9 protein-coding genes and 1 pseudogene are annotated in these 12,055 nt (G+C 46.2%); 7 read left to right on the top strand and 3 right to left on the bottom strand.

Annotation, left to right across the window (positions count from 1 at the left end):
• Nucleotides 1-124 precede the first annotated feature (124 nt).
• A complete protein-coding gene (locus QUB24_RS31990; RefSeq protein WP_333157567.1) occupies nucleotides 125-547 on the top strand; it encodes an NUDIX hydrolase in 423 nt (140 codons plus the stop codon).
• Between the two features lie 97 nt (nucleotides 548-644).
• On the opposite strand, the gene QUB24_RS31985 is transcribed toward QUB24_RS31990, so the two are convergent.
• Nucleotides 645-1,193: a LeuD/DmdB family oxidoreductase small subunit gene (locus tag QUB24_RS31985; protein WP_333042404.1), complete on the bottom strand. Its 549-nt coding sequence runs from the start codon at nucleotides 1,191-1,193 to the stop codon at nucleotides 645-647.
• 177 nt (nucleotides 1,194-1,370) lie between these two features.
• Here QUB24_RS31985 and QUB24_RS31980 point away from each other — a divergent pair, with 177 nt between their 5' ends.
• The 6 genes and pseudogenes from QUB24_RS31980 to QUB24_RS31955 form a co-directional block, all read left to right on the top strand.
• Nucleotides 1,371-2,249 carry a hypothetical protein gene (locus tag QUB24_RS31980; RefSeq protein ID WP_333157566.1) on the top strand — a complete coding sequence of 293 codons (879 nt, stop codon included), beginning with the start codon at nucleotides 1,371-1,373 and terminating at the stop codon, nucleotides 2,247-2,249.
• Nucleotides 2,250-2,778: 529 nt separating this feature from the next.
• Nucleotides 2,779-5,001 (top strand): ATP-binding protein, encoded by a 2,223-nt coding sequence (locus QUB24_RS31975; protein WP_333157565.1) that lies wholly within the window; start codon nucleotides 2,779-2,781, stop codon nucleotides 4,999-5,001.
• A 436-nt stretch (nucleotides 5,002-5,437) separates the two neighbouring features.
• Entirely contained in the window at nucleotides 5,438-7,117 is a 1,680-nt protein-coding gene (locus tag QUB24_RS31970; RefSeq protein WP_333157564.1) for an AarF/ABC1/UbiB kinase family protein, read from the top strand.
• Between the two features lie 224 nt (nucleotides 7,118-7,341).
• A complete protein-coding gene (gene galT, locus QUB24_RS31965) occupies nucleotides 7,342-8,430 on the top strand; it encodes a galactose-1-phosphate uridylyltransferase (RefSeq protein ID WP_333157563.1) in 1,089 nt (362 codons plus the stop codon).
• A gap of 108 nt (nucleotides 8,431-8,538) precedes the next feature.
• Nucleotides 8,539-9,651 carry a M24 family metallopeptidase gene (locus tag QUB24_RS31960; protein ID WP_333157562.1) on the top strand — a complete coding sequence of 371 codons (1,113 nt, stop codon included), beginning with the start codon at nucleotides 8,539-8,541 and terminating at the stop codon, nucleotides 9,649-9,651.
• Nucleotides 9,652-9,656: 5 nt separating this feature from the next.
• Nucleotides 9,657-9,746: pseudogene (locus QUB24_RS31955) on the top strand (IS5/IS1182 family transposase); the annotation flags it as partial.
• 231 nt (nucleotides 9,747-9,977) lie between these two features.
• On the opposite strand, the gene QUB24_RS31950 reads toward QUB24_RS31955, so the two are convergent.
• Together QUB24_RS31950 and QUB24_RS31945 are read right to left on the bottom strand one after the other, a co-directional pair.
• On the bottom strand, nucleotides 9,978-10,229 hold the full coding sequence (locus QUB24_RS31950) for a TIGR02450 family Trp-rich protein (RefSeq protein ID WP_242725377.1): 252 nt from the start codon (nucleotides 10,227-10,229) through the stop codon (nucleotides 9,978-9,980).
• Between the two features lie 759 nt (nucleotides 10,230-10,988).
• Nucleotides 10,989-11,213, bottom strand: coding sequence for a hypothetical protein (locus tag QUB24_RS31945; protein ID WP_333042394.1), 225 nt, complete (start codon nucleotides 11,211-11,213; stop codon nucleotides 10,989-10,991).
• Between the last annotated feature and the right edge of the window lie 842 nt (nucleotides 11,214-12,055).

Raw genomic sequence — 12,055 nt, 5'->3', positions numbered from 1 at the left:
GGGATTTTAAAGTCCCAAAAGCCTTTCGATCCTAATTATTTACTTGCTACCCCTTGACAGGTCAAGACAGTATCTACAGCAATTTATTCCTTCTTCCTTCTTTCTTCTTTCTTCTTTTTAACAAATGACTAAAATTCACGTTGCGATCGCGATTCTGTACCAAGATGGCAAGTTTCTCTGTCAGTTGCGAGACGATATTCCTCATATCAGGTATCCCGGACATTGGGCTTTGTTTGGTGGACACTTGGAACCGGGAGAAACTGCCCAAGTGGCTGTATTGCGGGAATTATCAGAGGAAATTGGCTATGCTCCTGCAAGTGTTTCTTTTTTCTGTTGTGATGTCGAAAAAGATGTCGTTCGCCACGTTTTTCATGCACAACTTAGTGCTGATGTCAAGGATTTAGTTTTGCTTGAGGGTTGGGATATGAAGTTGTTGACACCCCAGCAGATTCGGGCGGGAAAATGCTTTTCTGAGCAGTCAGGAGATGTGCGACCTTTTGGCATTCCTCACCAGCGTATTTTATTGAATTTTATTGAGTCGATTTGAAAAAATTTCCGCGCACCCTACATGGCAGAGGTTTGAGCAGGGAGATATTCGTAAGGTGCGCCCGGTCGTGCACCCTACATTGCAGGGGGTTTAACAGTTAAGAGCGAGCCGCAATCATTCCCGTTTGGCGCGCGTAGTCAAACAACCCTCCGGCATCTATTACTGGCCCTACTTCTCCTAAAGGTTTGAGCGAGAAAGTTCGATCGAGAGTGTGGTTAACAATTACCTCTGCTGTAAAGTCGATCGTCACTTCTTGGCCGGTTACAAACAAGTCGCAGAGCCGCTCGACTGATTCGATCGGGTACAATTCGCCAGTAGCCGAGCAATTGCGAAAGAAAATGCGTGCGTAAGACAAAGCCACCACCGCTGTGACGCCAGCGGCTCCCAGAGCGATCGGAGCGTGCTCCCGCGAAGAACCGCAGCCAAAATTTTCGCCCGCTATGATAATCGGATACCGGGTTTTCTGTTCACCGGATTCGATAAACTTACCGTAGCGATCGGGCAACCCAATCATAGCGTAACTGCCTAGTTTCTCGTACTCGTCCGGCTTCGAGGGAACCAGGGTCAGGTATTCTGCCGGGATAATTTGATCTGTATCGATGTTGTCGTCTACAACAAAAATTTGACCGCTAATTACTTTACCCATAGTTTATTTCCTGTTAGCCTCGCTCGATGCTGTGGTGATAATTTTAAGTGGATCGGTATGCAAGATTTGCATCTGTTCATTTTAACCTGGCAGTGTCAGTGATAACCTGTATGAGTAAAAATTAGATCCGAGACTTTGGGTTAATAATTAACAATTGCTAAGCGTCAAGATAGTTTTATGGCAAATCCAATAGATGACATTGCTCGACAAGCTCGCGAAGGCTCGGTTGCATCGATTATTCAAATCCTTAATGACGAACTGGCACAGGTAGGGGTGAGGGCCCGAGCCGTGTTTGCAGACGGGGTGCTGCAACTGCTGTGCGAAGCTGCAACGCCCCAACTGCTCGAAGAGTCGAGTTTGGTCGATCGAGTCCGAGAAATTTTGGAACGCATTTCGCCCCACAATATTCGCCGAGTCAACATCAACAGCCGGCTTGTCCGAGAACACCAACTGCTGTGGCTGGAAGAAATTAGCCGCGATCCCGAAAATCAACTGTTGTGGTCTCAAGAAATTAAACTCCGAAAGCCGAATTTGTTCAAGCGTTTAGCTCTGAGCAACCATCACGAACGCCAAGCTCTCGCAGGCAAGCGGGCTTTGCCGAGAATGGCTATACCTCGATCGATGCAGCAACCGCGACAATTTCAGCGCGGTATCGTCGGCGGCATCAGCTTGACCGTGCTGTTGCTCGCTGCAGCGGCCGCCATTCACAAAGGACTTAATTCCCAAGTGCCAAACAGCACCCAAGCCAGCACCCAAGCAGTTGCCAGTGCCCCTCCCTCGGAGGCAAAACCTGCTTTGAAAATTTCTAAGGAGACTGTTAATTCTGCTGTTGACTCTTTTGCCCAAGCAGTGCGAGTAGCCGAACAAGCAGCCACCGAGGGCAAAACCGCTCAATCTCGCGAGGATTGGTTATTCGTAGCTGCTAAGTGGCAGCAAGCTTCCGATTTGATGGCGGCCGTGCCTTCCAAGCATCCCCGCTACACAACGGCTCAGAACCGGACGGCACTTTACCGCCAAAATAGCGATAAAGCCCAACAGGAAGCACAAAATAAGTAAGCAGGTCAGTCGGATAAATTTAACCTTAGAGTTCGCCATGCTGCTCTAGGTGTTGTGAAAAATGAGTTTTTGAGTCAAAACTCGGAAACTCTCAGCTATGTTATGAGTGATAATTTGGGGATTTTGAATTTTTGCGATCGGCGTTACTCGATCGGCGGATTTGTATCACAATAAAAATTTGCTAGTATCACAAACTTAAATAGGAAACATCACACAGTGAGAAGATGAGTGTCACTAAGCGGTCTCTAGAAAAGCTTCAAACTACTAATAACCGTCAAAATTAGCGGCAATGGGATTGATTATCATCCGGTCAAGGATGGCAAAGTTCATCCCGTACAGATCCAAGCGTAGAAAACAGGAAAATAGAACTCGGTCATATCTGGGTATATTTTTACATATCGAGTCACCCGCCGATCGGCTGCACAAACACAGAAAACAGGCTCAGAACAGTCAAGCCGACAGTTATGGAGAGGTTCTAGATTGGCAGCGGGAGCCGGCTCAAACATCTTAGAATAAAGGCTTGGTTGCCATGATCGATCGCCAGGGAAATCAAGACTTTACTTCGATCGACCGATCGCCGTCAGAGTCTTGCACTTTGCATTTACCGCAAATCGCAGAACCAGTATCAGTCCAAAACTTTTTGGATCGTCTTATGCAGTTCCAGGTCGATCCTGCCCTTCTTGGGCGACAAATTTGCCAAATTCTCGCCACCAGCTTTGATCGAGAACTCCTGCTGCTGCAAATAGCCAATACTTTGGGGGTTGCATGGGGGGCAGATTTCTGTTTGCTTACTGCTGTGGTTGACCACAAAGCAGTAAATCCAAATGCTTGCTGGCCTCATAGGAGCGATCGCCCCTATGTGGCCGGTGCTGCAGATTCGACTCAAACACCGGAAAACCCCCAAACCACAAGCTTAAAATCGCCTAGCATATCACTCGAACATCCCGCTTGGGCAAACGTCCTAGCAGACGGTGAGATAGTCGCCATATCTGACTATCTTGATATTCCGGCAGCTTCATCGCCCCATTCCCCTGTGACTGCGCTGCCTTTTCGGGCAATTTTGGCCGGACCTGCGCGATTTGGAGGGGCTGTAAATGGCATGATGATTCTTGGTAAGTCGCAACCTCACGAGTGGTCGGTAGCCGATCGGCTGCGCCTTGAAGCAGCATCAGACGCGATCGGCTGCGCGATTTCTCACATTCAAAAAACTCAAGAAATTGCCAGCTTAAACGAACAGTTACAGCGACAAGCTAAATACAAAAATCTACTCATGTCAGTTGCGGCCTCGATCGACACAGATTCAGAAGTCGATCGAATATTGCAGCAAGTTATTGAAAATACCGTCGATACCCTGGAAGTAGATAGAGGCCAAATCCTCCTATTGAAATATACAGATCCTCTATTTACAACTCGCTCCCCCAATCAAACTCCCAAAGCGAAAGTCGAATTAGTTGGCGAATCAGTTGTCAAAAAAGTTCCCAACAAACAGCCAATAGCACAAAGCGTTGCCGGAAAAAAAAGATCAACATCCAAAACAAAGAACAAATATAAAACCGCTAATTCCCAATCCAAAACCCCCAACTCAAAACCAAATAACTCTCCCGCTTTTTGGCTGTCAGAATCTAATTTGTGCCACCAAGCATTCCACAGCGCACCCAAACCCCTAGCCCTCGTTGACGCAGGCGAATTAATCGCCAAAGAACAAGAAGCAGCCACAGAAATTTTGAAACTCCAAGGCATTCGCGGCTTGCTGCTGGTTCCCCTCACGGGCGGTAGCTGCCAGGAAACAGTTTTGGGTTTCTTGGTTTTGCAGAACTCGAAGCCGCGCACTTGGAACCCGGAAGAATTAGAAGTTCTCGAATCAGTCACCGCTCAAGCGAGCAAGATGATTATCCAAACTCAAAGGCTTAAGGAATTGCAAAGCGTAGTCTTCGACAGAACCGCTCAGTTGCAGCAAAGTCTCGACCTGCAAGGGAAACTGTACGAACAATCTGCCAATCAGCTAGAGCAAATGCGGAAATTGAAGCTGATTAAAGACGAGTTTCTCAGCACTCTGAGTCACGAGTTGCGTACCCCTTTAACAATCATGAAGCTGGCGATTCTGATGCTCAAACAAGCTGAACTGCCGTCAGCGAGTCGGACTAAGTATCTCGACATTCTAGAACAGCAGTGTTCTAAGGAAACTGCTCTGGTTAACGATTTGCTGGCCCTCAAGCAGTTTGAGCCTCAGCAAGTCCCGATTTCTCTAATCAAAATCGATCTCAACCTTTTATTTCAAGATTTAGTTGGGGATTTTGAAAAACAGTGGGCGGATAAGCAATTGACTCTTAAGGTGGATTTGCCCAAGTTGACCCCTTGCTGGGAAACTGACCCGGACATTCTCAATCGGGTACTGCTGGAACTGCTGACGAATGCTGGAAAATACTCTGCTTCAGGAACGGCGGTAGTTTTGGAGGCGTCTGAGGCAGCCGGCTATATTGTCCTGAGCATTTCTAATTTCGGGCCCGGCATTTCTGCTGCTGATTTGCCCCACATCTTTGACAAGTTCCGCCGTGGCGCTGGCATTACTGACCAAGCTATCGCCGGTACGGGTTTGGGTCTGGCTCTGGTAAAGTCTTTAGTGCAGCACTTGAATGGTACTATTGATGTATCTAGCTGTCGGGCCGAAAGTTCCGAAGCTGACGAGTTGTGGCGTACATCTTTTACTCTGACTCTGCCGCAATTTCCAGCGGAACTCTCTAATCTAGAATAATAGTTTGGTGGAAAAGTGGTTATGAATTGGCAACGAACAGACTAAGACTTGCCTTTCTAGGGAGATTTGGATTTGGCAAACGCTATCGCATCCTCATTGTTGATTTGTTTGTCTGGTTTCCGATCTAAATTGCCGATTCTCCATTGCTGATTTTCTCCAGGACTTATATTCTGTAGGGTTATTGGCCTGTAATTAGCGCGTGTTTGTAGTGAGTACGACAGTCCTCTATTTATGAATCAATCAAAACTTGTATTACTTACTAGGAACTTAATTATAATTGTATAATCGGAGATAATATTACGCAGTATAGACCCAAGAAACTGAGTTTTTTAACTGTTTCAAAGGCCTGCCACCCGTCTTTTAGTAGAAGCGGGTTTCTACGTCCTGGATTGTCCCTAAAAAATGTCACGGTGCATGGAATTCGATCGCCAATATTATGCTCACAAAAGCTGCACCTAAAACCCTGCGTTGGCAACGTTCTAAATATTCGCCACTGGCACGGCAAATAGACATTTTTGCAGCGGCGGGAAAGTTTATGTTTTTTTTGTGGTGGGACGCACTGCTACAAAATAATTCGCCTCAAACTAGAAGAATTCGCGCTCATTGGTTGGTGAATACTTTGCTGAATTTAGGCCCGACTTTTATTAAAATCGGCCAGTCTCTCTCGACTCGGGCGGATTTGTTGCCACTTGAGTATGTGAAGGAACTCGAACAGTTGCAGGATCGGGTTCCTCCGTTTAGTTCCGAAGAGGCGATCGCTCTTGTAGAATCAGAGTTAGGCAAGGATATTTATGCTTTGTACCGCGATTTTGATCCGTCGCCAATTGCTGCTGCGAGTCTGGGACAGGTGCACAAAGCAAGGCTGCACACCGGGGAAGATGTGATTGTAAAGGTGCAGCGTCCGGGTTTGGAAAGTTTATTTGATTTGGATGTGAAGGCGGTGCGCCAAGTGATGCGTTTTTGCGATCGCTATTTGCCGGGGACGCGCAAGTACGACCTAGAATCTATTTATCACGAGTTTTTTAAGATTTTATATCAAGAAATTGACTACGTGCAAGAAGGTAAAAATTCCGATCGCTTTAGCCATAATTTTCGAGAATATCCTCAGATTATTGTCCCGAAAGTCTACTGGCAATACACTACTAAAAAAGTGCTAACTCTAGAATACGCACCCGGTATTAAAGTAGACGATCGCATTAGTTTAGAGGCGATTGGAGTCGATATTGTGAAACTCAATCAACTCGGAATTTGCTGTTATTTGAAACAGTTGTTAATTGACGGTTTTTTTCAAGCTGACCCCCATCCTGGAAATTTGGCGGTGACAGAAGATGGTAGCTTGATTTTTTACGATTTTGGGATGATGGCGGAGGTGAAGTCTCTGGCTAAAGACCAAATGGTCAAGACTTTTTTTGCTGTGATGAGAAAGGATACTGACGAGGTACTCAATACTTTAATTACGATCGGCTTGGTTGAGCCGATGCCGGACATGATGCCGGTACGCAGGTTGATTGCTTTTCTGTTGGATAAGTTTATTGATAAGCCCATCGACTTTCAAGCTTTTAATGAAATTAAGAACGAACTTTACATCATGTTCGAGCAGCAACCGTTTCGCTTGCCCGCAGAAATGATGTTTATTGTCAAGTCGGTAACGACTCTCGACGGCATTGCTAGAACTCTCGACCCTGACTACAATTTCCTAGCATCTGCTCAGCCTTTTGTCAAGAGTATTGCTGTCAGCAAGGGGCGGGGAAATGCGATCGGAGAATTGGCAAGGCAAGCGCGAAGTTTTATTACATATAAGTTACGGCAGCCGAGCAAATCGCAAGTTTTTCTCAAGCGTTTGGAGCAGCGAATTGAAGAGGGCGAACTGCAAATTAGAGTGCGAAATCTAGAGAGCGAAAGAGCCTTGAAACGCATTAATTTAGCCCTGAAAACTCTAATTTTCGCTTGTTTGACTGGTTTTGTCTTTTTGTCGGGTGCAGTGCTGCTAGTGGGCGGATATCAAACGGGGGCGATCGCAGCTTTTGCTGTTTCGGGATTCGGTGGCTTGTTTGTGTTGCGCTCGTTGTTAGACTTGTTGGTTAAGGAAAAGCTCGATCGAATGGTTGATCGATAAATATACTGGGTAATGGGGAATTGCGTTCGTAAGCTGCTACGCATTTAAATTGAATCCAGATCCGAGTTCTCCGGCCCGTTCTACAATAGCAGACGATCGGCTGACCTTGGTACTGCAAACTAAACTTGTTAACATAATTTGCGACTTTAGGTAGGGGCGGATTCTCAAAGCACAAAGTTATACTCCTAACATATATTAAACGCGATCGCCCGCCCCTACAAAAAATGTACGCCCAAAAATTGCTAAAACCAGACGGCCGCCCACTCACACTGTACAGCCGCTACCCAATCCCAGAAGGTATCGCGGCCGTAAGTCCCAGCAATGAACCCGTAGAGGCAAACCCGCACTTTCGGTGGCATCCTTTGCGGGGGGAATGGGTAGCATACGCCAGCCACCGCCAGGGAAGAACTTTCATGCCACCGCCGGAATACAACCCGCTGGCAGCTACAATTAACCCTAAGTTTCCGACAGAATTGCCGCCGGGAGATTACGATGTAGCAGTGTTTGACAACCGCTTTCCCTCGCTGACTTTGCAAGCAAAAAACGCACCTGCAAATATTGTCGAAACTTTGCCAGCTAAAGGCATTTGCGAAGTCGTTGTTTTTACTCAAGATCCGCTGGCTTCCTTGGGTGCTTTGGAGTTAACTCATTTGGAATTATTGTTAGAAGTATGGGCAGATCGCACTTCAGTTATTGGCAGCAATCCCGCAATTCAATACGTCTTGCCCTTTGAAAATCGCGGCGTCGAAGTTGGAGTAACTTTGCACCATCCCCACGGTCAAATTTACGCTTATCCGTTCGTGCCTCCGGTGCCCGCGCGGATGTTAGAATGTCAATCGGTTTACTATCAAAAAAACGGTAGCGGTTTGCTGCAAGATTTGATTCAAAAAGAGATTTCCGACAACCAGCGAATTATTTATTTAGACGAAGAGGCGATCGCCTTTGTCCCCGCTTGTGCTCGCTACCCTTACGAAGTGTGGATTGCCCCGATCGCCCCCGCTGCTACATTTGTCGATTTGACGGAAAAACAGCGCCAATCACTCGCTAAGGCCTTAAAAACAGTCACCCTCAAATACGACGGTTTGTGGCATCGCCCGTTCCCTTATTTGATGGCTTGGTTTCAAGGGCCCACAGACGGGAAACCCCATCCAGAAGCGCATTTGCACGCCCAATTTTATCCGCCCTATCGATCGAGCGATCGATTAAAATACCTAGCAGGAACCGAACTCGCCGCCGGAATGTTTGCCAACGACGCTTTACCCGAAGAAAAAGCTAAAGAATTGCAAGCAGTATCTATCGATTTTAGATTTTAGATTTTAGATTTTAGTTTGAGGAAATGCTGACTCAAATAATTGATTTTCTTCCTTCTTCGTGGGGTGTCCCGCCCGCCCTAAAAATATAATTTAGATGCAAGAAAGCAGATGATAAACTCATTAAACCCAGAAGTTGACAGCAAACTCGAATTCATCCGCAAAGCCTTAACCGAAACAAAAGCGATCGCCCTTCGCTTGCGAGGCACGGACTGGTTTGCCTGGGCCACAGCCGGCGGTTCCCATACAGTATTGCTAACCGCAGAAACCGGAGTTGCAGAAATATTAATTACCGCCGAAAACGCTTGGGTTCTCACCGATGAAATCGAAGCTCAACGCTTGCAAGACGAGGAATTGCCAGCCAACTTTAAAATGCACATCTATCCTTGGGCAGACGTTGCACAGCGCGAAGCTTTTGTCAAAGAAATTACTGGTGGCGGTAACGTGATGAGCGATCGGCCAACTTCCCAAGAAATGCCAATAATCGCATCTTTACAATCCCGCAAACAGACAATGATGTCAAGCGAATTAGAGCGATACCGACGAGTCGGGCGTCTAGCCAGCGAAGCGATGACAGAGGTACTTTCTGCCGCCAAACCCACATGGACAGAATATCAGCTAGCGGGAGCCGGTGCAGAGGCATTGTGGGCGAGAGGTTTGCATCCAGCCCTGACATTAGTTGCTGGAGAAAGGCGTTTGCCGCTGTACCGCCACGCCACAGCAACCCCCGAACAAATTGGACGACAAGCAATGTTAGTATTTTGCGCGAGGGGATGGGGTTTGTATGCAAATTTAACTAGATTTGTCTGTTTCGATTTTCTTGGCGAAAAGCATTCAGAGTTGCACCGACAAGTCAGAGAAATTGAAGCAGCAGCGCTAAATTTTTGCCGGCAGGGAGTAACGCTGAATGCGGTTTATGATACCCTTAAAACGGCTTACGAAGAGCACGGATATCCTCAAGCAATTGCGGAACACCATCAAGGCGGAACTACCGGATATTTGGCGCGGGAAATTGTGGCGAATCCGGCTACTTCAGATATTTTGGCAGAAAATATGGCTGTGGCTTGGAATCCGAGTTTGTCGGGAGCAAAAATTGAGGATACGTTTTTAATTCACAGCGATGGAACGTTGGAAAATTTGACTTTTGATCCGAATTGGCCGAGTGTAGAAGTCGCGGGAAGGTTGCGCCCTGTGCCGCTGGAAATATGGGACGATCGACCTTAGTCAATCTCAAGCAGTACCGAGCGATCGCAACGCGCTACGACAAACGCGCTGCAAACTTTTTAGGTGCAATTTATCTGGCCGGTTCTGTCATTTAGCTTAATTTAGGACACGCCCTAGAGGAAAAAAGGAAACTACCCTACAAAACGCATTAAATTGAGTTGCGATCGCCGTACTTAATGTTTTGTTACATACTTATGATTTTTCCCACCAATGTCTTGGTAAAATATTTTTCAAAACCGGGAAAGTCTCACTCCCTATTGGTTTGGATCGGAACGATAGCAGCAGGCGGCGGAAGTTCCCCTCACTCTACCCCAGAGCCCTGTCTTTTAGTCTGCAGTTTCTAGTTCCTCTAATTCTTGCGTAGACTGCCATCCAGCTTGCCAGAGCGATCGGTCTTTGAGCTGTGCGGCGTTCAGCCAAAAACGCACATTTGGATCGCAAGCCGCCACCATTTCTGCAAATACCCATTTACCTTCGTTTTTTCGGTTGACCACTTGAAAGTGTCGCCACCCCCAAGTTTTTTGGTGTGAAGTCCATCGGGAACCCACTAAATAAGGAAATTTTTGTTTTTTGCTCACAGTATTGTTGTGGAAAAATATATTAGAAAGCAAGTGAATTGTAATATAGCCATCCTAAATCCTTTGTGTCATTCTTGTAGGGGCAAACCCCCCGTGGTTGCCTCCATGAGGCCAGGGTAGGCAAAGAAAGGCACTATCCCTACATCTTGCTACGACTCCTGCAAGGATTGCTATAACTCCTTCTGTTTGATGATATTAATTCCCTATTAAAGCTCGTCCAATCCTCTCCCCCTCTCCCCTTGTCTCGAACATACCAAATAATATAGAGCCGCTGCTGCTTACATGAAAGTTCACCTAAACTCTATCTGCAAGTAGATGCGTTTATTGTAACTTGCAGCAGTTTCGCATCGGGAGTCAAAAGTAAGGGCAGTTCAATGACTGCCCCTGTAATTAGTTATACCTATTGAATAGGATAATTTTTCAGGCGATCCACAAATAGCAAATTTATCCAGTACGAGCTAAATCGTGAATCTCAAATCTAAAAGCAAATAACCCAGGTTATAGTTGTGCACAATAATCCCTTCTGTGAAACTTACTCAAATCTACTTTGAGAGCAGGTTTGACGTTCACTTCCTGTTTCTACCAAGGCGGTCGGCCGCTTCTTGTCCACAGGCGTGTTTTCGAGCCCAACTTTCCCTACAAACATTTTTTCAATCTTAATCGTGTTTCATTGATCCTGTACAGCTCAATAAAAACGCACTTTTAGGTAAGATTGACTAATTTCTTTGATTCTGTCGCTACCTCTTGATTACTTCCGGGTTAAGGCTTTTGACCTGATAAGTCCAGAGGAAGTTGGGGAAGCCGGAGGCGAACCGCATTTGTTTGCAGCCAGAGAGTGATAGCGTGCTTCCGTTGTGGAGTAACGTACTCTCCCGGTCGGATCACGCCAGCACAGACACCGATGTTTTTCATAAGGGTTTCTCGCTCCGATGAACTTGCACCCTGTAGCAACCTGACTTGGGCTTTGATAAAATCCACGTTCATAGCTGAAAGTAAAAGTAAGTAAAGAACTCAGTTAAATAGCGATGCTTTGCTTCCGATTGTAACTCTAAAACCACTTGGTATGAATCAAATTGATTCAACATCCCCAGGATGGGGATCGGGCGTCTAGAGCTAGCCAACTTTATTTACTTTATCTGTTTTTGCTAGCAAAAGTGTCACTATGCTAGCAGTTTTAGCAGAATTATTTATAGTTAAGAACTGTTACAAATTTGGCTCGATTTCCACAATACGGCAGAGTTTAGTGCTAACGCTACTTTCCTGAACTCAAAAAGTTCAGCATAGTCTCCAACTCCTTGCCTTCCTAGGTTTTACACTCCCCGATTGGGAAGCGATCGCTCCGGGAACATTCCTCTTCGATCGCCCCTCTTAACACCCGGACACCGCCACATCACCCTATTGATTTAGATCGTCCCGTAGACTTGGCTGTGGACTATAACTTCAGGCATACGTGTTGTTACCGGGGCTACAATAAGCGAGCAAGTTTTTATTCTTGTTTCTCAAGGAAATATTTTTTGGATTTTCTTGCAAATCCCTTATTTGTGTTAATTAAGGCAGCTTTGTGATCTCCGGGCCAACGAAGACTCGCAGCTTGCGAATCCAGATATTTTGTGCTGTGTGGCGGTGAATCTGTTTCCTGAATTCATTGGGGGCGATCGCTCCTCCGCGAGAATTGCCAGTAACGGCTCATTTTGTATACTTCATAACAGATCTGTCACTGTTCATAATTTAAAAACAGTACAAGTTTAACTGGGGGGGTGACAACCCACCCCAAACCCATAGCTAGTAAGGATTGAGGCAACTTGTGGTAAAAAAAGATAGGCAGC

The organism is Microcoleus sp. B9-D4 (genome assembly GCF_036705105.1).
Taxonomy (GTDB): domain Bacteria; phylum Cyanobacteriota; class Cyanobacteriia; order Cyanobacteriales; family Microcoleaceae; genus Microcoleus.
The sequence above is the reverse complement of the archived record's forward strand: the minus strand, read 5'-3'. Positions and strand labels throughout refer to the sequence as shown.

Excerpts from the sequence above, each read along its gene's own strand:
- QUB24_RS31990 (WP_333157567.1), top strand. The coding sequence starts at position 125 with ATGACTAAAATTCACGTTGCGATCGCGATTCTGTACCAAGATGGCAAG.
- QUB24_RS31985 (WP_333042404.1), bottom strand. The coding sequence starts at position 1,193 with ATGGGTAAAGTAATTAGCGGTCAAATTTTTGTTGTAGACGACAACATC.
- QUB24_RS31980 (WP_333157566.1), top strand. The coding sequence starts at position 1,371 with ATGGCAAATCCAATAGATGACATTGCTCGACAAGCTCGCGAAGGCTCG.
- QUB24_RS31975 (WP_333157565.1), top strand. The coding sequence starts at position 2,779 with ATGATCGATCGCCAGGGAAATCAAGACTTTACTTCGATCGACCGATCG.
- QUB24_RS31970 (WP_333157564.1), top strand. The coding sequence starts at position 5,438 with ATGCTCACAAAAGCTGCACCTAAAACCCTGCGTTGGCAACGTTCTAAA.
- galT (WP_333157563.1), top strand. The coding sequence starts at position 7,342 with ATGTACGCCCAAAAATTGCTAAAACCAGACGGCCGCCCACTCACACTG.
- QUB24_RS31960 (WP_333157562.1), top strand. The coding sequence starts at position 8,539 with ATGATAAACTCATTAAACCCAGAAGTTGACAGCAAACTCGAATTCATC.
- QUB24_RS31945 (WP_333042394.1), bottom strand. The coding sequence starts at position 11,213 with ATGAACGTGGATTTTATCAAAGCCCAAGTCAGGTTGCTACAGGGTGCA.